Source organism: Acinetobacter sp. YH12041 (genome assembly GCF_013419975.1).
Lineage (GTDB): Bacteria > Pseudomonadota > Gammaproteobacteria > Pseudomonadales > Moraxellaceae > Acinetobacter.
Map to the genome: position 1 here is coordinate 87444 of NZ_VOZC01000003.1, position 22976 is coordinate 110419.

Annotated in this window: 23 protein-coding genes and 1 pseudogene; 6 read left to right on the plus strand and 18 right to left on the minus strand. The window is 42.3% G+C overall.

Annotation, left to right across the window (positions count from 1 at the left end; genetic code table 11):
* The first annotated feature begins 83 nt into the window (after positions 1–83).
* Positions 84–1361, plus strand: coding sequence for an MFS transporter (locus tag FTU00_RS03820; RefSeq protein WP_180179119.1), 1278 nt, complete (start codon positions 84–86; stop codon positions 1359–1361).
* A gap of 53 nt (positions 1362–1414) precedes the next feature.
* Here FTU00_RS03820 and FTU00_RS03825 read toward each other — a convergent pair whose 3' ends face one another.
* Positions 1415–1912: a DUF2505 family protein gene (locus FTU00_RS03825; protein WP_180159243.1), complete on the minus strand. Its 498-nt coding sequence runs from the start codon at positions 1910–1912 to the stop codon at positions 1415–1417.
* Between the two features lie 137 nt (positions 1913–2049).
* Positions 2050–2322: a hypothetical protein gene (locus FTU00_RS03830; RefSeq protein ID WP_180179120.1), complete on the minus strand. Its 273-nt coding sequence runs from the start codon at positions 2320–2322 to the stop codon at positions 2050–2052.
* A 157-nt stretch (positions 2323–2479) separates the two neighbouring features.
* Between FTU00_RS03830 and FTU00_RS03835 the strand changes: the two genes are divergently transcribed.
* A complete protein-coding gene (locus FTU00_RS03835; protein ID WP_180179121.1) occupies positions 2480–3361 on the plus strand; it encodes an alpha/beta fold hydrolase in 882 nt (293 codons plus the stop codon).
* Positions 3362–3395: 34 nt separating this feature from the next.
* On the opposite strand, the gene FTU00_RS03840 is transcribed toward FTU00_RS03835, so the two are convergent.
* Positions 3396–3881 (minus strand): hypothetical protein, encoded by a 486-nt coding sequence (locus tag FTU00_RS03840; protein ID WP_180179133.1) that lies wholly within the window; start codon positions 3879–3881, stop codon positions 3396–3398.
* A 390-nt stretch (positions 3882–4271) separates the two neighbouring features.
* Here FTU00_RS03840 and FTU00_RS03845 point away from each other — a divergent pair, with 390 nt between their 5' ends.
* Positions 4272–4718, plus strand: a complete 447-nt coding sequence (locus FTU00_RS03845; protein ID WP_180002160.1) for a GNAT family N-acetyltransferase — start codon at positions 4272–4274, stop codon at positions 4716–4718.
* Between the two features lie 13 nt (positions 4719–4731).
* Here the strand turns inward: FTU00_RS03845 and FTU00_RS03850 are convergent, their stop codons facing one another.
* The 5 genes from FTU00_RS03850 to FTU00_RS03870 form a co-directional block, all read right to left on the minus strand.
* On the minus strand, positions 4732–6519 hold the full coding sequence (locus FTU00_RS03850; RefSeq protein WP_257229782.1) for a GGDEF domain-containing protein: 1788 nt from the start codon (positions 6517–6519) through the stop codon (positions 4732–4734).
* Positions 6520–6750: 231 nt separating this feature from the next.
* Positions 6751–7089, minus strand: coding sequence for an FKBP-type peptidyl-prolyl cis-trans isomerase (locus FTU00_RS03855; RefSeq protein WP_159123393.1), 339 nt, complete (start codon positions 7087–7089; stop codon positions 6751–6753).
* Positions 7090–7168: 79 nt separating this feature from the next.
* On the minus strand, positions 7169–7792 hold the full coding sequence (locus tag FTU00_RS03860; RefSeq protein WP_004784935.1) for an MgtC/SapB family protein: 624 nt from the start codon (positions 7790–7792) through the stop codon (positions 7169–7171).
* Between the two features lie 87 nt (positions 7793–7879).
* Positions 7880–8410 (minus strand): YaeQ family protein, encoded by a 531-nt coding sequence (locus tag FTU00_RS03865; protein WP_180179123.1) that lies wholly within the window; start codon positions 8408–8410, stop codon positions 7880–7882.
* A gap of 100 nt (positions 8411–8510) precedes the next feature.
* Positions 8511–9515, minus strand: coding sequence for a GTP-binding protein (locus tag FTU00_RS03870; protein ID WP_180179124.1), 1005 nt, complete (start codon positions 9513–9515; stop codon positions 8511–8513).
* A gap of 388 nt (positions 9516–9903) precedes the next feature.
* On the opposite strand from FTU00_RS03870, the gene FTU00_RS03875 reads away from it, so the two are divergent.
* Together FTU00_RS03875 and FTU00_RS03880 are read left to right on the plus strand one after the other, a co-directional pair.
* Positions 9904–10158, plus strand: a complete 255-nt coding sequence (locus FTU00_RS03875; protein ID WP_034170131.1) for a hypothetical protein — start codon at positions 9904–9906, stop codon at positions 10156–10158.
* Between the two features lie 327 nt (positions 10159–10485).
* The gene (locus FTU00_RS03880) at positions 10486–12090 is read left to right on the plus strand and encodes a bifunctional 3-(3-hydroxy-phenyl)propionate/3-hydroxycinnamic acid hydroxylase (RefSeq protein ID WP_180179125.1); all 1605 of its coding nucleotides are present in this window, start codon (positions 10486–10488) and stop codon (positions 12088–12090) included.
* Positions 12091–12151: 61 nt separating this feature from the next.
* On the opposite strand, the gene FTU00_RS03885 is transcribed toward FTU00_RS03880, so the two are convergent.
* From FTU00_RS03885 to FTU00_RS03915, 7 genes are all read right to left on the minus strand, one after another.
* Complete coding sequence (locus tag FTU00_RS03885) at positions 12152–12766, minus strand: glutathione S-transferase family protein (protein WP_180179134.1); 615 nt, start codon at positions 12764–12766, stop codon at positions 12152–12154.
* 123 nt (positions 12767–12889) lie between these two features.
* Positions 12890–13786: a LysR substrate-binding domain-containing protein gene (locus FTU00_RS03890; protein ID WP_180179126.1), complete on the minus strand. Its 897-nt coding sequence runs from the start codon at positions 13784–13786 to the stop codon at positions 12890–12892.
* 1 nt (position 13787) lies between these two features.
* Positions 13788–14990 (minus strand): MFS transporter, encoded by a 1203-nt coding sequence (locus tag FTU00_RS03895; RefSeq protein ID WP_180179127.1) that lies wholly within the window; start codon positions 14988–14990, stop codon positions 13788–13790.
* Positions 14991–15030: 40 nt separating this feature from the next.
* A complete protein-coding gene (locus FTU00_RS03900) occupies positions 15031–15594 on the minus strand; it encodes a TetR/AcrR family transcriptional regulator (protein WP_180179128.1) in 564 nt (187 codons plus the stop codon).
* A 141-nt stretch (positions 15595–15735) separates the two neighbouring features.
* Positions 15736–16257 carry an acyl-CoA thioesterase gene (locus FTU00_RS03905; RefSeq protein ID WP_004784949.1) on the minus strand — a complete coding sequence of 174 codons (522 nt, stop codon included), beginning with the start codon at positions 16255–16257 and terminating at the stop codon, positions 15736–15738.
* Positions 16258–16573: 316 nt separating this feature from the next.
* Entirely contained in the window at positions 16574–16750 is a 177-nt protein-coding gene (locus tag FTU00_RS03910; protein ID WP_005236977.1) for a hypothetical protein, read from the minus strand.
* Between the two features lie 333 nt (positions 16751–17083).
* A complete protein-coding gene (locus FTU00_RS03915) occupies positions 17084–18079 on the minus strand; it encodes a patatin-like phospholipase family protein (protein WP_159123384.1) in 996 nt (331 codons plus the stop codon).
* A 121-nt stretch (positions 18080–18200) separates the two neighbouring features.
* On the opposite strand from FTU00_RS03915, the gene chrA reads away from it, so the two are divergent.
* A complete protein-coding gene (chrA, locus tag FTU00_RS03920) occupies positions 18201–19412 on the plus strand; it encodes a chromate efflux transporter (protein WP_180179129.1) in 1212 nt (403 codons plus the stop codon).
* Positions 19413–19465: 53 nt separating this feature from the next.
* Here the strand turns inward: chrA and FTU00_RS03925 are convergent, their stop codons facing one another.
* The 3 genes and pseudogenes from FTU00_RS03925 to FTU00_RS03935 form a co-directional block, all read right to left on the minus strand.
* On the minus strand, positions 19466–20941 hold the full coding sequence (locus FTU00_RS03925) for a sodium:alanine symporter family protein (RefSeq protein ID WP_180179130.1): 1476 nt from the start codon (positions 20939–20941) through the stop codon (positions 19466–19468).
* Positions 20942–20983: 42 nt separating this feature from the next.
* Positions 20984–22222: a sodium/glutamate symporter gene (gene gltS, locus FTU00_RS03930; RefSeq protein WP_180105060.1), complete on the minus strand. Its 1239-nt coding sequence runs from the start codon at positions 22220–22222 to the stop codon at positions 20984–20986.
* A 646-nt stretch (positions 22223–22868) separates the two neighbouring features.
* Positions 22869–22976 (minus strand): annotated as a pseudogene (locus FTU00_RS03935) (IS5/IS1182 family transposase); the annotation flags it as partial.

Here is a 22976-nt window from a genome sequence, read left to right on the forward strand (position 1 = left end):
AAAGAAAGATTGATTATTCAAGAAAATAACCCTTCTTTAAAATCAGCATTCAAGTCATGGATATTAAATAATGGAACGACCACATGAATGCACAACCCTATCTGAGCCGTGCTGATAAACGCACCCTCGGACTATCGTCCCTAGGTGGCGCACTGGAATTCTATGATTTTGTCATTTATGTGTTCTATGCCAAACTAATTTCCGAACTGTTCTTTCCAAGTACCCTGAGTCCATTTTGGGCCATGCTGAATACCTATGGCATCTTTGCCGCAGGCTATTTCTTCCGCCCACTCGGTGGTGTGGTGATGGCACATTTTGGGGATCTGATCGGTCGTAAACGTCTATTCAGTCTATCCATCTTGCTGATGGCGCTACCGACCCTCATGATCGGGATCATGCCAACCTTTGAAAGTATTGGTTATGCTGCACCATTACTGCTGCTATTGATGCGTGTTATTCAAGGTATTGCGATTGGCGGTGAAATTCCGGCTGCCTGGACCTTTGTGTCAGAGCATGTGCCAGAACGCCGAATTGGGATTGCCAATGGTTTGCTGACTGCCGGCCTATCGCTCGGGATTCTACTTGGTGCCCTAATGTCGCTATTTATTTCACTTCAGTTCACTGAAGCGGAAATCAAAGACTGGGCTTGGCGCGTTCCTTTCATTCTGGGTGGGATTTTCGGTTTTGTGGCACTGTACCTGCGCAGTTATTTGAAAGAAACTCCAGTCTTTAAAGCCATGCAGGCGAAAAAAGAACTGGCGAAAGAATTACCAGTCAAACAGGTACTATTAAGCTACAAAACTGCTGTAGGCATTGGGATGTTATTTACCTGGTTCCTGACCGGCTGTGTAGTAGTGTTAATTCTGGCGATGCCGAATTTACTGGTGGCCAGTTTTGGCTTCGAACGTGCTGATGCATTCAAGATGCAAAGTGCTGCGATCCTGATGCAAATGCTCGGCTGCATTATCGCTGGTGTACTGGCTGACCGTTTCGGTGCAGGCAAGGTAATTTTACTTGGCTCTATATTTGTAGCGGCAATGGCCGGGATTTTTTATCACAGTCTGGGTCATGTTGAAGCGTCAACGGTGTTCATGCTTTACATGTTGCTCGGTCTAAGCTCAGGAACCGTGGGCATGGTGTCCTATAGCATGGTGAAAATGTTCCCGGCACAAATCCGTTTCAGCGGAATTTCATTTTCCTATAATCTGGCCTATGCGATTGCAGGTGGAATCACCTTGCCACTGGTGCAATGGTTGAGCCTGTATAGCAATATTGGCGCCCTGTACTATATCTGGACTGTGTGTCTAGTGACCCTATTCACTGCCCTGCTTTACCGCAGCAAATTTGAAAAAACAGCCTAAAATAAAAAAGAGCCTGACTCAAAGGCTCTTTTTCTAATCGTAAAAATACGAGCTTAAGCTGTCAGATTCTTGCGTAGCTCATCTTCCACGATGCTGATCTCGATTTCACTGAACTTACGGATTTCACCTTCGGCATGTTTTTCTAGCATGCCACCGACCAAAGGCACTTTCACATTCACCGTCCAGTTCAACAGGAACTGGATCTGCTGTTCATCACCTGTAACGGCACGCTGACATTTGGCTTCAATTGGCAGATTGGCACCTAGTTCCACAACAGAAGTCATTTCTTCTAAATTGCTGACATCGGTACGTTGCAAGCGAAATGCATCTTTTAGCAGTTTTTTGGCAATATCTGGGATTTTGACATCCAGATTGTAGGCACGTTTCAGGGTATACAGGTGTCCCTGCTTTTCTGAAACCAGAATTTCCATATTTTGAGCAGGGATCCGATGACAAACCGCTTCATGCAAACTGATGTCATTTGCCAGACGTTTAAACTCATCAATCGAAACACCGCGAATAATTGCATTTACGGTAAACTGGTGGGCCATATCTATTTTCCTTATTTTTATTAGGGGTTATGGACTCAAATTAAGTCAAATGAATCATCTGACAGAGAAGATAAGCTATTTAAGTCAATTTTACATCGGCTGTCATTATTTTTTATTGAGAAAAATTGGCATTGAGGTCAATGTTTCCAGGCAATTTTTGCAGATATACAGGGTCCACAGCTGAGTAAAAGCTGAACTTCACGATACTCAATGACCGCATGAAATTCTTCTGCCCCATCATCTAGGCCGGAAGCATACCAGACCGTACCCGCAGGAAATTTCTTTAACCAGCTGGCCTTATAAAAATCAGAAACGGAATCAAACAGTAAATAGTGTTCCGGTTCAGCTTCAACCTGAGTCGCTAAAGCCATAAATTTCTGTAATTGTGCCTGATGAAAATCAATCAGCATGAGGCAGCCCTTCCTTTTGTATGAGGCGATTACATGCCATATAGGTAAGCATAGATGTCATTTACGACTCGTGAGTTTTGACATCATGGCTTAGATCAGATTAAAAATAATATAGATTCACCTCCCCTGATTCAATCCACGTATAAGGATATCCAGTATGCAACAAGGAAAAGTTCAGGTTGAAACCGTGCAGTTTCTGGCAGAAGATGGCTATACCTTAACCGGCAAGCTTTACCGCAGTGAATATGCCAAAGCCAATATTGTCATCGCCTGTGCGACAGGTGTTCCCCAAGCTTTTTACCGGCGCTTTGCCGATTATGCAGCACATGCAGGTTTTCAGGTACTGACTTTTGATTATCGCGGGGTGGCTGATTCTGCACCTAAACGGTTAAAGAATTTTAAGATGTCCTATCTGGACTGGGGACAATATGATCTTAGCGCTGCGATTGATTATCTCAGCCAAACCGGTCTGGATGTTTATATGATTGGCCATTCCTATGGCGGACAGGCCTTGGGATTAAGCAAATATCATGATCGCATTGAAGCAATGTACTGCTTTGGCACCGGTGCTGGCTGGCATGGTTATATGCCTTTAACTGAAAGAATCAAGGTTCAGGTAATCTGGAATATTGTTTTTCCACCGATGGTGGCAGTGACAGGCTATTTGCCATGGAGCCGTTTAAATATGGGCGCTGACTTGCCACGTGATGTTTATCGTCAGTGGCGAAAATGGTGTAAAAATCCGACCTATTTCTTTGCCGATCCTGAATTGAAAGACCTGCATACCCATTATGCCGCGGTAAAAACACCTATTTATGCCGTAGCCGCGCTTGATGATGCCTGGGCCTTACCTGAATCCAGACAGGCTTTTATGCAACATTACCGTCAGGCCTCGTTGCATTATATTGATATTCAGGCGACCGATTATGGACTCAAACACATTGGACATATGGGTTATTTCCGTCAGGGCGCAGAACAGCTCTGGGATGAAGTGCTCGCTAAGTTCAGTGAATTACATCAACTCAAAAATGCAGCTTGATTTTAGTCTCTAGAGTATTTAAGCATTTAGCTGCTTAAGCATAATATGCCTGTTGAATATCGGTTCTGATTTCCTGACGGTGTTCCTCGCCGAAACGGTCGACATGGGCATAAAATACCCCATAACGGCCGACATAATATTCCAGTGACTGGTCATAAAAATTCCAGAAAATTGACCATTCGCCTAAATCCATCTGACGGATTTGTGTACCGGTATGCATCGGCATCTTACGGAGCAGTTCCTGCTGTAACTGCTCTGCTTCATTGCGATCCTGAATCTGAACCTGATGTTGGAAAAATAATTGCGCCACATCATCAAACAGTTCCAGCTCATAGGCATCGACCACGTGCAAGGTTTCCTGAGACTCAGGTTGACTCTCTTCAGTACTACTGGAAATCGGACCCTTTTTTTCGACACGTTTACTCTTTACATACCGCTGGGTTTTATAGATTTTCATGCCGATAAACCACATCGCATAAATTATCAGGGCTAGACATGAAAAAATCAGGAATTTAAGCATCATTGATCATCTCGTGTGGTTAATTTTATTTTTATCACGGTCTGCCAATTCTTGATTTGGCGATCTTCTTTTAACTTAACACAAGTCTATTTTTTGTACAGCAAACATAAGGATTTTTTTAGATCTTCTTGGATTTTTTCTTCGGTTGAGCCTTATTTCCCAGTATTCAATTTGAAATAAGGATCTAAAATCTTTTTTAAAATTAGACTTAATCCAGGAGGCCAATATTGATCAGGATAAATAAATCAGACAAATCACTACAGAATCGATCATCAACTCTAGATTCTTTAGCAAATGCACTCAAAAAGCTACACGATTGGTATTTGTTTTTCTGATCATTTTCCTTCAAATAAAAGGTCCCTCTTTATGGTCGAGTAAATGAATAAAATTATGATTCGTGAAGGGAAGATTCAAGATATACCTCAAATAATTCAGGTCATCCACGACAGTATTCAATCCTGTATTTTGGATCATCAACGTGAAGACAGCGTGATCCAGCGCTGGCTGGAGCAGTTTAATCACGCCCAGTTAATTGTGGAAATGCTTTATAACGACTGCTGGGTGTATATTTTAAATGATCAGATTGTCGGCTTTTTGCTGGTCAGTGACACTGGAGAAATCCTGATGCACTATGTGGCTGCACGTTTCCAGCGACTCGGGTTTGGCACCCAGCTTTTTGATCAGATGCACAAATCCTTAGTGCGTAAAAATATCCATAAAATTAAAGTCCAATCGACTCAAACGGCTTTAAGTTATTATCAAAAAAATGGATTTTTCTCACCGAATCCTCAATCGGAAAATGAAGAAAATTATCATTTATATAAATACGCTTTTTAAAATTAAAACTTTTTTATGTCATTTTAAGTTGATCTCGCCCTGCCTGCTTAGCCGCATATAACTGTACATCTGCCGCTTTCATCAGTGCATGAATATCTGGATATGGATGTGTTTGATCCATCCAGGAAATGCCCATACTGACCGTGACATAGGATTTATCATCTGTGCGATTTAAATGTTCAAATTGCTGTTCGCGAATCTTGATTAAGACTTTTTCCAGAGATTGAAATGCTGCCTGGACAGGTACATCAGTAAGTAGAATCGCAAATTCTTCTCCACCATAGCGGGCTAAATACGCGGATTCGGGGAGTACCGTCTGAATGACCTTGACCAGATTCTGTAAAATTTCATCTCCTTTTAAGTGCCCATAATAATCATTGTAGTTTTTAAAATAGTCGACATCGAGCATGGCAAAAATCAGTGTACTGTGTGGATGTTGCTGACAGTATAAAAACTGCTGCTGGATTTGGTCATTTAAAGCACGGCGGTTAAAGGCACCCGTCAAAGCATCAATATTCACCTGATGTTCGAGTTTGGCATTCAGTTCACGTAATTGCTCGGTACGTGCTTTGACTTTCTGATCGAGTGAATTATTTAACTCTTTCAGATTCATATTCAACTGCTCTGTCGCATAGGTTTGATGGGCATAATTTTGCGACTGCTGAAACATAATGATCACGGCATACAGACTGGTCGAGATAAAAGACAGATGCACACTTTCAATCACATTGATCAGCAATAAATAGTCATTTATAAAGGTCAGACATAGAAAAATGACCGCATAGAGAGTTAAGCGCGAATAATTGTCTTTATGATGCAAAGTCTGATAAAAGCCATAGATAAAATTGGCCACCACGACTATCCCGAAAATCGCGCTATACAAGGCCAGACGTTGAAAAGTTTCCGGATCGGTCAACAGGGTTACGGCACAGTTCAGTAGTAAAAATCCTGCTGCAACGCCATAAATGAATCGATGCAAATAGCGCTGATTAAACAGGTACATATAACTGAGGAAAAATAGAATCGCCAGGAAAGTGAACAGATATTCCAGGCGTGTTCCCCATAGCCAACCGAGCTTAGTCACGATCGAATAGGCATACGGCGCTGCAAAAAAGTTATGCAGGGCCAGAAAAATAATGAACAAGCCAAAGATAAAAATACTTTTGCTATTGCGTTCGGTTGAACCCCTGAACATCGAAAAAAGAATCGTAAAAAAACCCACCCCAAGCACCAGTCCACAGACTATACTGATGCTCATCATAAGCTGCTGATACTGACGGTTAATAGTTCCGGCTGTTCCAATGCGTATAGGCTGTTCAATCCCGCCATGCAGATGGGTATAGTTTGAGGCCTGAATACTCATGGTGAAATATTCACTCTCAGGAACAAAATAACCGATTCGAGGAGCCCTTTCATTTCTCTGCTCTTCCGCTGTTTTCGCAATTTCCCCATGCCGCAGAATAAATTTTCCATCGATATAGATTCGATAGGCACCATATTCAGCCGGAATATGCACAGCGATCCGACGTCCGATAAATTCTGATGGAATTTTGAAATGTCCGATAAAGGTTCCATAGCCAATATTTGAACCGGTCAGGTCTTTAAATGAAGCGGGTAATTGAACCTCTTGCGGAGTAAGTACGGAACTTGGTTCAGTAATAAACTGGTTTGGATAAAACTGCCAATTTTGGGGCAATTGGCTACTATGATCTTCAGTAAAGTGAATTTCGGAAATATGCGGTTGACTGTGCTGCGTGACAGAGGAAGATTCAAGAGATGCCTGGGCGAAAACTGGAATCATCACTAATAGGACCCAGCTAATGCTCCAAATCAATATTACAGAATAGACATTCCTTATCATGTTTTGCAAAGACAGTATTTTCCTGAAAAGTGCTTTATTCTTCTTATAATCTACGTCGAATAACAGAGAGTGCAAAGCTTTTTTTGTAGTTCATCGGATGAAGTCCATCTAGCTATGACTTCACCCGTTCAGCATTCATTCATAACAATGAATGAAGCTTATGGCAGTAAATTAATCACGTGTTTTAACATCATACAGTTCGATTTCAAAAATCAGGTTGGAATTGGCCGGGATAATATTACCCATTTTACGTTCGCCATAAGCCAAGTGAGCAGGCACGATCAATTTACGCTTACCGCCTACTTTCATACCGATAATCCCTTGATCCCAGCCCTTGATCACACGGCCAGTGCCAATCACGGTTTCAAAATAGTTACCACGATCCAGTGATGAATCAAACTTGGTGCCATCTTCTAGCCAGCCGGTATAGTGAGTTGTAATAAGCGCGCCCTTAACCGCTTCTTTCCCTTCACCCACTTTCAAATCAATAATTTCTAGCTCTTTGGTCATGACCAATATCCTTCATTTTGCAAATAGCCCTAGTATAAACACGATTAAGCCAAATTCCTCAGACTTTCACTCCAATGGATCAAAAGCTGAGTTCCTGAATCTTGTTATCCTGTAATAAATACTGGGTTAATTTCTGGTGATTTTTAGCCGAACCCATCAGGATCCAGCGGCCTGTGATCCGTCGGTCGATTTTTTGCTGGCTGGAATGAATGACTTTTAATTTGTATTGTTTAAACAGTTTTTCATAATGATCCGGCTCATGCTGCTCAAAAGGACAGACAATTTCGTAGTTACGTTCTTGATTCAGATGCTCAATCCCACGTTGCACATAGACCAATAGTACCAGCACCACCAGCACAATCACCGTTGCCCAGACACTTAACAGTTCATAGCCGGCACCGACTGCCATGCCCAGTGCAGCAGTCATCCAGATCGTGGTCGCAGTGGTAATACCAGAAATCCGGTTATCATCTTTTAAAATTACTCCGGCTCCCAGAAAACCCAGACCGGTTAAAACATTGGCTGCCAGACGGTCGGGGTTGGCGACGCCGATTTTTAAGGAAATAATAGTAAATAGACAGGAACTCAGACTGACCATGATCATGGTGCGCAGTCCGGCAGATTTACTGTGATATTCCCGTTCTGCCCCAATAACTGCACCAATCACGACTGCTAACAGCAAATCATAAAGTTCATGATACATGCTTCGTCCCTGGACCTTATTATTGTCTCCAGATATACGAAATATTGGGGCGAGGATACAAGTCGAAACTTGCATCCTTGTGAGTTGTTATTGTAACTTTTCCCATTCAATTACAGCTTGGGCCTGATCACCGATCAGGGTCCATTCACCATCCATGATATTTAGTTGCAGCTGCATGGTACGTTCACATAACTGTTGTACCGCTTCAGTGCTGGCGGTTGAAATTTTCCAGACCTCAACATTTGATAAAGTTTTCAATTTGGAATTACGTTTATACCATTCATCAACTGAAGAACCATAAGCAACTACTGCGACCTGCTTGCAACGCGCACTGGCTTTCTTGACTTTATCTTCGTCAGGACAACCCACTTCGATCCATTTCAATAATTGGCCAGTCAGGTCTTTTTCCCACAACGCTGGCTCATCAGTCTCAAACAGGTCTTTGGTAAATTCAAGTGCCTCGCCAGCAAAACGTGCATAAGCCAGAATACGTACCATCAGACGTTCAATGGTTTCCGAAGGATGCAGCGCCATCGTCAACTGATAGTCTTCATAACGATGGGTATCCATATCGGCAACATTCAAATCTGCCTTATAAATTGTCGCTTTTAACGCCATAACATAATCCTCAAATTTGGCGCCTAGCATATAAGATTTATTGCATTTTTGCTGGACAGATTTCGTCTTATCCAGCTATTTTCTCTGCGCAGATTTGAAGCTATTTTTCCTGATCAATCCGGCATTGCATTAAGGCGGTTTCAAATTCCAGCCAGTCACGTGAGGTCTGGTAAATCACTTCTACCCGGTTATCAATGCCTTCTTCGGCAGACTGATAATTAAACTGATCAGGATTGAAATTAAAGCTTTTCCAGCCCTGATTGGTATTAAAAATCCCTTTGATTCTGAGCCAGTCCTGCTGCTCACAAAGCAAATCCAGCAGATCATAAAAATCAAATTGCCAGCGTTTTGGCAATTTCCAACCTGCCACCTGATAGCCTTGTGCACTTTCTACATAATGATAAGGCAACTGATGTACGATAGCTGGCACCTCTCCCAACACTTGGCGCTGTTGCTTGAGCAGTGGCTGGATCTGCCGTGGAGTACCCTGATAATCCTGTTTGATTTGCTCAATATCCAGCTGTCCGTTTTCTATCATCAGCCAGTGCTGGGCATATGGCTGATACTCAGCCTTGAGTTCAGTTAAAGCAGCATGATCAGTTTCAGTCATCAAGTCAGCATGGGAAATGACCACGATATTGGCAACTTTCAGCTGATCCGCATACAGGTTTTGATGCGTCCAGTCCCGATCATGTAAACGTGAACCATCGACTACCGTGACCAAAGCCTGCATTTTCAAATGACTCTGCCAATGCGGTTCGGTGAGCTGTTCCAGCAATTGCCCGGGATGTCCGAGTCCTGTAGGTTCAATAAATAGCCGGTCCGGTTTAGTTTCTGACAATAGCCGGGACAACGCAATCTGCATTGGCAACTGACTGCTACAACATAAACAGCCGCCGAGCAATTCTTTTACTGCATAGCCCTGATCCTGAGGCAATAATTGCTGGTCGACGCCAATCTGACCAAATTCATTCATCAGCACAGCCCAGACTTCCTGCTCCGGTTTCTGGCTCAGTAAATATTTTAATAAAGTGGTTTTACCGGCACCCAAGAATCCGGAAATGATGTGTACAGGAATAGGCTGCTGAGCGGCAAGAACTTTCAAAATTGATTCTCAAAGGTAGAATTAGAAGTAGTAAACCTGACTATTATAGAACACTGGACTCTTGCAAAAATGTTCATTCTTGGATGATTAGATTCTATTTAACTCAGTGTAAATAAAAATAGCAGCCTGTAATAAGTACTTTTTAACGTTAACTAGTTCACTTAAACGCTATATTTGAAATATTTACACACATTTCCAGCTAACAATCTCCTATACATTTAACAGAAGAAAACAAATTTCCAATGATTGTATTTGCTTGGTTAACAGCTTCGTGCGGCTTTTGTTAATTGCTTTGCTCCATAAAATTTTCATGCTTAGGATGAATTCCTGCGGGATTGATGTGATGGTCATTCGGCAGTTTATAAATGTAATAAAAAGGATGCTCAACATGAAATATGCACAAATCTTACTTGCAACAACACTTACTGCAGCCGCAGCTACCAGTTTTGCAGCAAACAATACCACTGACACGAAGACCACTGAGGAACAGAAAGTCACTGTGACAACTCAGGAACTTCCTGCAACGAATAATCCAAATCCAAATGTAACCACGGCTGGACCTGCTGACCAGCCTGCTGCGTCTGAAGCTGCTACAGAAGACAAAGATGGTAAAAAAACGACTAAGTCGACATCGACTCGTTAATCAGGTTTAAAGCAACATCTCGTACAGTAAATCTCCAGTAGGTTCAACCTATGCTGCCGGATGTAGACTGAGGCTGAATCATGCAACTGCGTGATTCAGCTTTTTTATATGTTATAGGCTGTTCACTATAGCCAAAAATGATCATAGGATTCATTCATCTTATGAATAAATTTAAATATTATCATTTATTATCAATAACTTATTAAAATTAAAATCTTTTCAACTAAATATTTTTGATAGACATAACCTATTATGGACTAGCTTGTTTAGCGCCATTGATTGTTCCTTAATAGTCTCAATCCTGAATTAATTGAATGGACATTCGCTATGAGCAATACAAATTACACCACTGAAGTGGCGATTTTGGGGGCTGGCCCGGTAGGTTTAACGATTGCCAACTATTTAAGCAAACAGGGTATACAAGTCACCGTAGTTGAACAGCTAGATAGTCTGATCGATTACCCGCGTGCCATCGGCATTGATGATGAATCCTTGCGTACCATTCAATCTTTGGGACTGGTTGATCAGGTCTTGCCGCATACGACCCCTAACCATGCCATGCGCTTCCTGACACCCAAAGGCCGTTGCTTCGCAGACATTCAGCCACTAACTCGTGAATTTGGTTTCTCCCGCCGTAATGCTTTCATTCAACCTCAAGTAGATAATGTTCTGCTAGAAGGCCTCAAACAATATAAGAAAACTGAAGTACTGTTCTCTCGCCATCTGACGCATTTCAGCCAGGATGCTGAGGGTGTAACTTTAAATGTTCAGACTAAAGACGGTGGCGCAGAAGTTATACATGCCCAATACCTGATTGCCTGTGATGGTGGTAACTCTTATGTACGCCGTACGCTGAATATTCCATTTGAAGGTGAAACTGCACCAAATCAGTGGATCGTGATTGATATCGATAATGACCCATTGGCAACCCCACATATTTATCTATGCTGTGACCCCGTACGTCCTTATGTATCGGCTGCCTTGCCGCATGGCATTCGCCGCTTCGAATTCATGGTCATGCCAGGCGAAACTCAGGAAGAACTCAGCAAACCGGAAAATATTGCCAAACTGTTGTCTAAAGTTTTACCAAATACCGACGGTATTGAAGTGATTCGTCAACGTGTCTATACCCACAATGCACGTATTGCAGATAAATTCCGTGCTGACCGCATTCTGCTCGCTGGTGATGCTGCGCACATCATGCCGGTATGGCAAGGCCAAGGCTATAACAGCGGTATGCGTGATGCCTTTAACTTGGCCTGGAAAGTTGCATTGGTGATCCAGGGTAAAGCAGGCCATGAATTACTGGACTCTTACCAGGTAGAACGTAAGGATCATGCCAAAGCGATGATCGATCTTTCAGTCATGGCAGGCCACGTCCTTGCTCCACCAAAAAAATGGCAAGGCTTTGTTCGTGACGGTATTGCTTATGCATTGAACTATATCAAGCCAATCAAACAGTACCTGCTGGAAATGCGCTTTAAGCCTATGCCGAAATATCATAATGGTGCCCTGCTGGCCAATACTCAAAAAGACTCTCCAGTCGGCAAGATGTTTATTCAGCCGCAGGTGAAACTGGAGTCTGGTGAAACTGTATTACTCGATGAAGTGATTGGCAATGACTTCGCCATCATTGCTTGGGGTGTGGATCCAAAATGGGGCTTAAGCAAAGAAACGATACAACAGTGGAAAAGATTGGGTGTGAAATTTATCCAAGTCATTCCTGCGGTTCAATTGTCCAACCAACAGCGCAAGAAATACAAAGATGTGATCACCATTGGTGATATTGGTACGGACATTCGTACCTGGTTCGGCAAGACCAAGGACTCTATCGTCATCCTGCGTCCAGACCGCTTCGTGGCAGCCTTAGCGATTCCACAATCTATGGAAAGCACAAGTCAGGCGCTATTTAACAAGCTCCATGTCAAATAATTGACCTCAGTCAAAAAACCACGCTACGGCGTGGTTTCCTATTTATAGATGAACATAAAAGCTAAGTCCGGTATTGCTTAAACCATGAAATATCTTTGAGAGAATCACGACGTGCCATCTGCTGTAGGAAAGGTTTAAATTCTTCCAACGGCGGTAAAATTTTGGTACTAATCGCGAAGATCAGACAATAGGCTACATATAGATCTGCAGCAGAAACTTTTTCACCTAAAAGATAAGGCTTGGCCTGCGACAAGCCTCGTTTAAGAAAATCAAATACCGCGGCTTCGTTACCAAAACTTAAACTGGTTCGGACCTTTTCAATCTGTTCTTGGGGTACCAGTAAATTTTTTACATCAATATATTCAGTCAGTGGCCCATGACAGAAGAAAATCCATTTTAAATAAGTACCACGCTTGGGATCATCTAAAGCGGGTGCCAATCCTTTGTCCTGATACTTATCTGCCAGATAGATAATGATGGCAGCCATTTCTGAAATCACGATGCCTTGATCAACCAGACAGGGAACTTTACCCATCGGATTGATCTGAAGATATTCAGGTTGATGCATATCTTTAAAAGGAACTTCCACCTGCTCAAGCTGGTCTTCAATCTGTAGTTCTTTAAGTATAGGCAGCAAGGTCATGCCACGTGACTGAGGGTTGTTATAGAGCTTCATCATTCTGCTTCAACCGATTTCTTATTTTTTGAATTTCAGTATAAAGCGATTTTCCTCTGCGATTAAAAAGCATGTGCTACAGATCATTTCTGTAGCACATTTCATTTATGGAAGATCAATAATTTACTTAAAAAGGTCTACACAAAACTTTTCTTTAAGCACTTTCAGAATCAGTTCAATCGCAGGATGCTGGTTATTTTTACGGTAACTGACATAGAGAGCAATCATCGGTAAAGGTTCCAGCGTTTTCTTCACCACAATATTATCGCCGAGTAAAGGAATCACATAGGCTGGTACCAGACTCCAGCCAACCCCCATGCCGACCAGGTTGACATTCAGCAGAATATTGGTGGAATACTGCACCACATTCACGTTCAGTTTCGACTGCCTAAAGAAATCATCAATAATCTTATGCAGCTGTGGTGAAGCCTGCTCATCACTAATCACAAAGTCCTGATTTTCAAACTTCTTGATACTGACATAGGGCATTTTTGCGACTGGAGAATTTTTCGGCACAATCAGCGCCAGTGGCTCATCAAAAATCTGAACGGATTCAAACTCATTCGACTGATCCTGATAACGGGTAAAGGCAATATCAATACTGCCCTGTCTTAGCGCGCTAAACTGTTCTGCATCGGTCAGGCTATGAAACAGTGCTTTCAGTTCAGGAAAATGTGCACGGATATTCGGCATGATATAAGGAAAAATTTTCATTTCCGCGACCGGTACGAAGCCGATATTCAGCTGACCCTTATGCGCATGTGCGATCTGTCGAGCTGCCTGCACGGCACGTTCTGCATGTTCCAAACTCAGTAAAGCTTCCTTTAAAAAAGCCTGTCCAGCCTCGGTCAGCTCAACCTTGCGGTTATTCCGCTCCAGCAACTGCGCATCCACTTCACGCTCCAGATCCTTAATCTGCTGACTGAGTGAAGGCTGAACAGTATTCAGTTTTTCAGCTGCCCGGGTGAAATTCAGCTCTTCAGCCACTGTAACAAAATAGCGTAAATGTCTTAATTCCATTTTATTCTTCCGGTAAGGATGCTGAAATCGAAAGTTGCTTCCTGGCCACATATTGACGGTAGATCAATAAAGTGAAAATCACCATCACTGCACAGAACATATAGGTCTTTTCAAAACCGTATTGCGCAATGATCATACCCATCACTACTGAACCCCCTGCCAGTCCAATATCAAACAGGGTAAAAAAGGTAGAAATTGCATGGCCCATACGCTGTTTTTCGACAGATTGAATCGCTAGAGTTTGTAAACATGGAAATAATGAACCGTAACCAATTCCGATAAATACCGCAGACAACCACATGATCCATTGGCTGGACATGACACTGACAATCATCATGCCAATCGCAAAGAAAATAAAGGAAGGATAGATAACTGCACTTGGCCCTTTACGGTCGTAAATTTTGCCCACCCAAGGCCGTACCAACAACATTGAGGCAGCAAAAACAATAAAGAAGATGCCGGTATAAGCCAATAGCTGCTTGGTTTCACTAAAGGGCGTGATAAAACTCATGATGCTGGAGTAAGCAAAAGCGGTGAGCAGAGCCACAAAACTGACTGCCAGCACTTTGACTTCAATAATGTCATGCAGGCTGAATTTTGCTTTTTCAGCTATTTTGATCTGATGTTTTGGTAATTCGGTAATTTTCAACATGAAGGAAAAGATCAAGCCGATAGAGATAATCACGGCAAGCAAGCCAAATAGCACTTTAAAGCTAGTAAACTGAACGATGGTTAAGGCCAGTAATGGACCAAATACCACGCCCAGATTGGTCGACATGACAAAATAGCCCATGCCCTCGCCCTTACGTTGTTCAGGAATAAACTCATTCGCGACAGGAACGGTGACCGTCGTCAGTATGCTGAACCAGATCCCATGTAAGAAACGCACTGCCAATAATGACCACATGCTATCGACCAGCAGATAACTAAAGGAAAATAAGGCAAAAATAACTCCGGCTCCGCGCATTGCCAATTTCTTGCCGAGTTTCTCGATGATCATGCCAGAAAAAGGTCGAATGGCGATGGATGAAACTAAGAACAGAGTCAAAGCCAAACCTGCTTCTTTGACTGATCCGCCCAGATCTTTCATGATATAAACCGGCAGAATGGTCAGTAAGGCAAAGTAATAGACAAACAGGAACAGATTATTCAATAAACACAGAATAAAGGAGCGATTCCATAAGCGCTCAGGACTAGCAGACATAACACGCAACTTTTAAAGCAAATTTAAGAACTGACTAAACTCAGGGAGAAATCAAAGCTGGGCTTAAGGCCAGATCTACCAGATTCTGGATATATTGATCATCCGGCATGCGGTTGAAAAAAATGATCTGGTAATGAATCGGTCCGTATAAGGTGTCCAGCATCAGATCAAAAGGATAATCCGCACGTAATTCTCCACGCTCGATGGCCTGTTGGATCAATTGATGGGTTTGTTTTCGACGTGGTAACAGATATTGCTGAAAAAAGTCTGCAGCCAGCTCCCGATGATTGGCCATAACGACCAGCAAAGCACGGCCTACTGGATGATTAAGTGCCTGAACCAATAGAGTTAGCTGTTGAACCAGATTGCTGCGCAGGCTTTGTGAAGCATCCAGTTCAAATACCCCTGCTGTGCGCTGCTTAAACGCATCCAGTACCACTTCAGATTTATGTTTCCACCAGCGGTAAATCGTAGATTTGCCAACCCCTGCCCGTGCAGCCACATCTTCAATGGTTAGCTGATGATATTCACCTTCTGCCAGTGCATCCGAAACCGCCTGCAGAATACTGTGCTGACGCCGTGAACATTTTTCTTCTTCACTCATGCTTAAAACCAAAAAACAAAACGATACGTATCGTTTCATATTAGATTAAAAAAGAAGCTTAAGCCAGAGTTGAATGAATTTTTAGCAAAAAAAAAGACCTCACATTGAAGGTCTTTTTAACAAGCAAATTAAGTTTAGCATTTAGCTATGTGCTGATTTTTTATAGATACTGCATGAAGGATGATGGTTTTCCTGCAGACGGGCAACTTTACGTTGTTCAGCTGCTTCAAAACGGCAACGTTTCCAGTCATTGTCCAGATTCAGTGGGGGAATCTGTTTAGGCTTACCATTTTCATCAACAGCGACCATTGTAAAGTAGCAACTATTGGTATGGCGTACAGTACGTTTCTGAATATTTTGTGCTTCTACACGAATGCCAATTTCCATGGAAGTACGACCTACATGGTTCACACTTGCCAGGAAAGTCACTAGCTCACCGACATGAATCGGTTCTTTGAAATTTACTTTGTCTACAGACAGGGTTACGACATAACTACCCGAATAGCGACTCGCACAAGCATAAGCAACCTGGTCCAATAATTTCAGAATTGTTCCACCATGTACATTTCCTGAAAAGTTCGCCATATCTGGCGTCATAAGAACCGACATCGTTAACTCTGACTGGTCATCCGATGCTGTTGCAATTTGATCTAAAGGGGCCATCGTTTTCTCTGAACTCTTTGAATGACAATGATATAGACCATTATTATAGCGTTTTTGACCTAAATAAAATGTTCAATTCGGCAAATAAAACATCATAATTCTTGATATGAAATTTTTCTTCATACAAAAAAAAAGATATTTCTCTAAGGATTCATAGAAATCATCGGAAAGTTATTTTCAGTAACTATAAAATAAACAGGAATTTATCCACTAAATTATTTTCTTGAATCAATGCACTGTGATGAAGAGATTTTCCATTAAGCATGCAAAACTCGGTTTAAGAAAACTGCATGCATTAACAAAAAATAACCTCGAATTAAGCAGGCACCTGTCTCAACATTTCTCGCGCCACATTCTCATAACTTAAAGTCTGCTGGCCATGCAATATAGTTTCAACGGTAAAAGAACCATCGAGATGAACTTTAGTTACAGTAAAAATCGTATTTTCAAACTGAGCTAATGTGACTTGCTGGCCAATTTCGATGTGATTCATATGGCTTTTACATTTATTAATCTGTCGATTTTTATTCTGTCATGATCTTCTAAGCTTTTGAACAGTTGTTTAACTTAAGTCTGTGAATAATTTTGTTAAAATCAAAAAATAGCCTTAAAATATTTTCATAAAATCACTATATTTTTATAATTCAAAGATTTATTTCCCATTAAAACTTGGGCTTTAAGTGACTTTCAATAGGTAGAAAACATCAGCTCATCTCTAAAAACGATGAGCAAAAATGAGCCGCTTTTCACCTATATGAGGAAAGTGGTGAATATCTTTATACACCTATTTGAAAAATAAATATTTTATTCAAAATCTTAGAACAAACTATTGTTGCTGAGCCAAGAGCAATGGAATCTGATGACCTTGGCTATAATTATGCTTCTGATAGACCTGAGCAATTTCTGGTAGCTTGAGTTTAGCCGCCTCAATCCCAGCATCCATGGTCAATTCCCTGCCACGCACATCAAAGATATGACCTTTTTCGCGTAAGTCTGGCTGAATCACCACATCGGCGTATTGCAGTTCCTCAGAAGCTAAACGTTGCTGCATGATATTAATATTCTGGTTGAATAAGCCCCAGACATTGGTGGTTTCAGTATGGATGGGCTGCGCCAGAATATCGACAGCAATCACAATATCAGCGCCCAACTCACGAGCTACTTTGACCGGTACCGGACTGACCAGTCCTCCATCCACATATTCTTTTTTCTGGATAACAGTCGGAATAAACATGCTTGGAATAGAAACGGATGCACGCACTGCCTGACCGGTATTACCATAATTAAAAACTACGCGCTTGCCCTCTTTCAAGGCTGTGGCTACCACAAACATCGGGATTTTCATGGCTTGCAGAGGTGTCTGATCGACCTGTAAATTCACATAATTTTCAACTTTTTTGCCATCAAAAAAGCCTTTACGGTCCAGCTTGATGTCGCGGACGTCAGTTGCTTTCATGCTTAATGCAATATTACGCAGTTCAATCGCTGGTTTACCACTGGCATAAATGGAACCTACGATACTGCCAGCACTGGTTCCCACAATAAAGTCAGGTTGTATGCCTGCCTGCTCCAATACTTCAATTGCACCGATATGCGCATAGCCACGCGCACCGCCACTGCCAAGAACGAGTGCAATCACCGGACGGTTTTCTGTTTGCTTGATCTTGCGGAAATTGATCTGGTTTGGACGTGCCTGGGCTTCTGCTACTGAACTGGCAGATTTGATATGACTAGAGTTAGATGGATTAAAACCGGATGTCGTTTGGCAGCCGCTCAAACCTACCATTGTCATCGCCAATATACTCAGTACATATTTCTGCATGCAGAGCACGTCCTCATTTTGTTAAAGCAGCATAGTGTATAAACACATGCTTAAATAATCTGTAGAATTTCGTAAAACTGTCATACAGTTGCACTAATGTCTTTCAATTTTCAACCACTGTATGAATACACCTTCACTGTACTGGATCTTTCTCACCTTCCTGCAACTGGGCTGTATGGCATTCGGTGGACCGGCAGCGCATCTGGTGTTTTTTCACCGTAAATTTGTCGACCAGTTACAGTGGTTAAATGCGACACAATATGGTCAGCTGGTTGCATTAGCGCAGCTTTTGCCCGGCCCAAGTAGCAGCCAGGTAGGCCTTTCAATTGGCTATCTGCAAAGGGGTTATGCTGGGGCATTCATGGCCTGGCTTGGCTTTACCCTGCCTTCAGCGCTTTTGATGAGTTTGATCGCCGTACTCGGTCAGCACTATTTCCATATTCTAAACTCAAACAGCTTTCATAGCATTCAACTGATCGTTTTTTCTGTAATCGTCTGGGCATTCTGGCAAATGCTTAACAGTTTCTGCAAGAGCATCTGGCAGTGTATACTGGTCTTGATTTCAGTTCTGATCCTGAGCTTCATTAGTATCAGTTTGAACCAGCTACTGGTCATTATTTTAGGGGCGGTTTTTGGCCTTGTAATGGCAAAATTTTCTAATCCTCAGGAAAATAAGCCTGCTTCAAATTCATCTACCATTCACTCAAGCTATATTCGGCCACGTCATGCACCCTACTGGTTCATCGCATTTATACTGCCCTTTTTCCTGATTCCTCTACTAGTCAAATCTGGTTCTTGGCCTGAACTCACATTTTTTGCTGATTTCTATCAAACCGGTTCACTGGTTTTTGGTGGCGGACATGTCATTCTGCCTTTGCTGTATCAGGACTTTGTGGCGACCAATTTACTTTCGTCCCAATCTTTCGATCTAGGTTATGCGTTTGCTCAACTGATGCCGGGTCCATTATTTAGCTTTGCCAGCTATGTCGGTGCCCTGTTGCCTTGGACAGGCTCACCCTGGATTAATACACTTTTAGCAACCTGTGCCATTTTCCTGCCTTCATTTTTTCTGATTTTTGCTACTTTGCCTTATTGGTCATGGTTAATGCAGCAACGTATTATTTTTCAGGCGGTAAGCGGGATTAATGCGGCAGTGGTCGGACTGCTTTTATATTTGCTGATTGATCTCTCTCAGGCATATTTTCGTTCCTGGTCTGATCTGGTTTTTGTCATCGTGATGATTCTACTGTTACGCTCAAAATTACCAGTCTGGTTCAGCCTGATTGCTGGCTTTATCCTATATCAAAGTTATCTTAATTTTGTGTCATTCTAACAATTTAAGCTCATAAAAAAGCCCCGAACCAGTCAGGGCTTTTTGCTCAAGTCTTACCAGATATCTGATTTAACTTTATCTTTAAATTTCGGATGATCATCGAGCTTAAACTCTGGTTGCTCGATGCCACGTTTCAGCTGACCGGTATAGTCCTTGAGCAGCATCAAAATAAATGGCATCAGCAGTACGATCGCAATCAGGTTGATACTGGCCATGACACCCATGAACAGATCTGCCATATTCCAGATCAATGGCACACTGGCAATCGAGCCGAAATACACCATAAACAATACCAGCAATCGGAAAGTAAACATGACCTTGCTGTTATTATTGATGAACTGAATATTTCCTTCTGCATAGGCATAGTTACCAATGATAGAAGAATAGGCAAACAGGAACAGAATCAAGGCCAGGAAGTCATCACCCCAAGCACCAATCTGGCTTTCAAGCGCCATCTGAGTCAAGGTTACGCCTTCAAAACCGGCATTTTCATACAGACCAGAGACTAAAATAATGATAGCGGTACATGAACACACCACGAAGGTATCTACAAATACGCCAAGCATTTGAACCAGACCCTGATTCACCGGATGTTTCACGTCAGAGGCAGCTGCCGCATTTGGTGCTGAACCCATCCCCGCTTCATTCGAGAATAAGCCGCGCTTAATCCCCATCATCATGGCCATCGAGATCATGGCACCGAAGAAACCACCTGCAGCTGCTTCAAACTCAAAAGCTTTGCTAAAGATCAGATGGAAAATAGACGGCAACACATCGTAATTGATGACAGCAATGTATAAAGCAACAGCCAGGTAAAGAACTGCCATGAAAGGCACTACACCTTCAGCAACTTTCGCAATCCGCTTGATCCCGCCAAAAATAATCATGGCCGTAATCAAGACTAATACCAGACCAATCCAGGAAACTTCCAGATCGAAACCGCCTAATGGCAACATCAGATTGGCTTCATTCCAGCCCCAGGCATGTGAGGTTGCACCAGTAATCGCATTGGCCTGCACGGCATTGAACACAAAGCCATAGGTCGTAATCAGCGCAATTGCAAAGACAATTCCCAGCCATTTCTGTTTAAGACCCTGAGTAATGTAATACGCAGGTCCACCACGGAATTGCTGGTTCTTGTTATCCCGAACTTTAAACAACTGGGCTAATGACGATTCTACAAAAGCAGAACTCATTCCCAGAAATGCAGTAAACCACATCCAGAACACAGCACCTGGACCACCGACAGCAATCGCAATGGCAACACCTGCAACATTACCCACACCGACCCGGCTAGCCAGACCTGTTACAAAGGCCTGAAACGGCGTAATACCATGGTCATCATCGACCTTGCCACGACTACGTTTCATGACTTTGATACTGTGCCAGAATAAACGGATCTGTACTGCACCGGTCATGATCGTATACAAAATACCGACTGCGACCAGGAACACCACCAAAAAGTCCCAGAGTGGACCATTTAAGGCATCGACCCAGCCCAGTAAGGTTTCATTTAGCTGATCATTCATGTCATATCCTTATGAGCTTATGACTCATTATCAAGCTTAAAATTAGACGAAAAATTTCAAGATCATCTGGATGATCGTGGCATTAATCAAGTCAACGAAGAAAGCACCACATAATGGAACGATCAGAAAGGCTTTATGCGAAGCGCCATACATATTGGTAATCGCCTGCATATTGGCAACAGCCGTTGGGGTTGCACCCATCCCGAAACCACAGTGACCTGCAGCAAGTACTGCGGCATCGTAGTTTTTGCCCATCACCCGGAAAGTGACAAATGCTGCATATAAAGCCATAGTCAAGGTCTGTGCACCGAGAATCACCATCAATGGTCCTGCCAGATCCGCCAGTTGCCATAATTTTAATGACAGCAGCGCCATGGCCAGATAAAGCGACAATGAAGCATTACCAAACACATCAATCGCACGGTCGAAGATCTGGATTTTCAGGATGCCTTCCAGCACGTTACGCAGAATCACGCCACCTGCCAGTGCCCATACAAATGTTGGCAGTTCAAATACTGTATCTTTACTGAAGCCAGTCATCAGTTCTGCAAATGCCAGACAGCCTGCAAACAGACCAAGTGTGGTAATGGCATTATCGGCAGTGATCAGACGGACACGATGTGGATATTCAAATTGCACATATTCATCTGTCGTGCTGTCCATTGGCGTGTTGTCACGTTTTTCGATCTGCTGATCGGTACGGGCCACAGCAAGATTATGACGGTTAATCAACAGTTTCGCCAAAGGCCCGCCGATAATTCCACCAATAATCAGACCAAAGGTCGCACTTGCCATCCCGAGCGCCAAAGCCCCCTGAATACCGTGCTGAACCTCCATAATTTCACCCCAAGCCCCAGCAGTACCATGTCCACCAGTCAGCGTAATCGAGCCGGCAATCAGACCGATCAGAGGATCAATACCCAGTAAACTTGCCAAGCCCATGCCGACTGCATTTTGTAGTGCAATAAATGTTGAGATAGCGACCAGGAAGATCACCAGTCCGATCCCGCCTTCGCGTAATTTAGCGAAGTTCGCACTCAGACCGATCGAAGCAAAGAAAATCAGCATAAAACTGGTTTGCAGTTCCGCGCTCGTGGTAATGCTGTAGCCCCAGAACGAATGAACCAGCAGAGAGATAACCGCTGCAACCAGACCACCTGCGACAGGTTCAGGAATGTTGTAACGTTTTAGAAAATCGATTTTATCTACCAGAAACCGGCCCAGTAATAGCACAATTACTGCAGCGATCAGGGTATAAAATGCGTTAAAAGTAAAATCCATAATTTTTTTGTCCAAGATGGTTCTGAATTTTTGTCATTCTAAAAGTCGTGTTGCGATTCATTTCCACAGAAGAAAACCTTACATTACCCCATGTAATTGTCATCTACTTCATTCATCCATCGCCTTTAGAATCAACAAAGCATTCCGCATCTGTTTCAAACTTATGAATATCATCGTGATGATCATATTCAGTGAGAGATTTATAAAAGCGAAAAACGGCCTTTTGCTGATTGCATAAGCTACGCCAGATGCGTAAATTCATCTAAACGTGCAACTCATAGCGATAACATCCAGCCTATATTTTTTACTTCTCAACCAGCATGAATTGCTGCATGAGTGCTTTTAACCTAACTGAGTTCATCAAGTCATTTGCAATAAGATATTTCAAATAGAGCTTGACCATGCAATCTTCATTATTTCTTCAAAATGCATGTATTCAACTGAAAAGTCGCACATTATGCTGTTTCTTTGTATAAAGTTTTATTGTTTTTTATTAACTATAGTTAGTGAATATATAAAAAATAATTATAACTTCTTATTTTTTATAGTTTACTACCCCCAAATTTTAATCGAAATAAAATATTAATTGAACGTAAAAACGGATATTTAATTTTATTTTTAAGATTGAATAGACCTCTTTCATAAATCATTTTTTGCTCAGTTCCAAGTTGTAGATTCCAGCGATTAAATTGAATCTCAAACCAAGCCTTTTACCTCTATTTCGATAACGCTCAGCAAGGATTTTGAAGGTTTT

Excerpts from the sequence above, each read along its gene's own strand:
- FTU00_RS03820 (WP_180179119.1), top strand. The coding sequence starts at position 84 with ATGAATGCACAACCCTATCTGAGCCGTGCTGATAAACGCACCCTCGGA.
- FTU00_RS03825 (WP_180159243.1), bottom strand. The coding sequence starts at position 1,912 with ATGGCCCACCAGTTTACCGTAAATGCAATTATTCGCGGTGTTTCGATT.
- FTU00_RS03830 (WP_180179120.1), bottom strand. The coding sequence starts at position 2,322 with ATGCTGATTGATTTTCATCAGGCACAATTACAGAAATTTATGGCTTTA.
- FTU00_RS03835 (WP_180179121.1), top strand. The coding sequence starts at position 2,480 with ATGCAACAAGGAAAAGTTCAGGTTGAAACCGTGCAGTTTCTGGCAGAA.
- FTU00_RS03840 (WP_180179133.1), bottom strand. The coding sequence starts at position 3,881 with ATGCTTAAATTCCTGATTTTTTCATGTCTAGCCCTGATAATTTATGCG.
- FTU00_RS03845 (WP_180002160.1), top strand. The coding sequence starts at position 4,272 with ATGATTCGTGAAGGGAAGATTCAAGATATACCTCAAATAATTCAGGTC.
- FTU00_RS03850 (WP_257229782.1), bottom strand. The coding sequence starts at position 6,519 with ATGATTCCAGTTTTCGCCCAGGCATCTCTTGAATCTTCCTCTGTCACG.
- FTU00_RS03855 (WP_159123393.1), bottom strand. The coding sequence starts at position 7,089 with ATGACCAAAGAGCTAGAAATTATTGATTTGAAAGTGGGTGAAGGGAAA.
- FTU00_RS03860 (WP_004784935.1), bottom strand. The coding sequence starts at position 7,792 with ATGTATCATGAACTTTATGATTTGCTGTTAGCAGTCGTGATTGGTGCA.
- FTU00_RS03865 (WP_180179123.1), bottom strand. The coding sequence starts at position 8,410 with ATGGCGTTAAAAGCGACAATTTATAAGGCAGATTTGAATGTTGCCGAT.
- FTU00_RS03875 (WP_034170131.1), top strand. The coding sequence starts at position 9,904 with ATGAAATATGCACAAATCTTACTTGCAACAACACTTACTGCAGCCGCA.
- FTU00_RS03880 (WP_180179125.1), top strand. The coding sequence starts at position 10,486 with ATGAGCAATACAAATTACACCACTGAAGTGGCGATTTTGGGGGCTGGC.
- FTU00_RS03885 (WP_180179134.1), bottom strand. The coding sequence starts at position 12,766 with ATGAAGCTCTATAACAACCCTCAGTCACGTGGCATGACCTTGCTGCCT.
- FTU00_RS03890 (WP_180179126.1), bottom strand. The coding sequence starts at position 13,786 with ATGGAATTAAGACATTTACGCTATTTTGTTACAGTGGCTGAAGAGCTG.
- FTU00_RS03895 (WP_180179127.1), bottom strand. The coding sequence starts at position 14,990 with ATGTCTGCTAGTCCTGAGCGCTTATGGAATCGCTCCTTTATTCTGTGT.
- FTU00_RS03900 (WP_180179128.1), bottom strand. The coding sequence starts at position 15,594 with ATGAGTGAAGAAGAAAAATGTTCACGGCGTCAGCACAGTATTCTGCAG.
- FTU00_RS03905 (WP_004784949.1), bottom strand. The coding sequence starts at position 16,257 with ATGGCCCCTTTAGATCAAATTGCAACAGCATCGGATGACCAGTCAGAG.
- FTU00_RS03910 (WP_005236977.1), bottom strand. The coding sequence starts at position 16,750 with ATGAATCACATCGAAATTGGCCAGCAAGTCACATTAGCTCAGTTTGAA.
- FTU00_RS03915 (WP_159123384.1), bottom strand. The coding sequence starts at position 18,079 with ATGCAGAAATATGTACTGAGTATATTGGCGATGACAATGGTAGGTTTG.
- chrA (WP_180179129.1), top strand. The coding sequence starts at position 18,201 with ATGAATACACCTTCACTGTACTGGATCTTTCTCACCTTCCTGCAACTG.
- FTU00_RS03925 (WP_180179130.1), bottom strand. The coding sequence starts at position 20,941 with ATGAATGATCAGCTAAATGAAACCTTACTGGGCTGGGTCGATGCCTTA.
- gltS (WP_180105060.1), bottom strand. The coding sequence starts at position 22,222 with ATGGATTTTACTTTTAACGCATTTTATACCCTGATCGCTGCAGTAATT.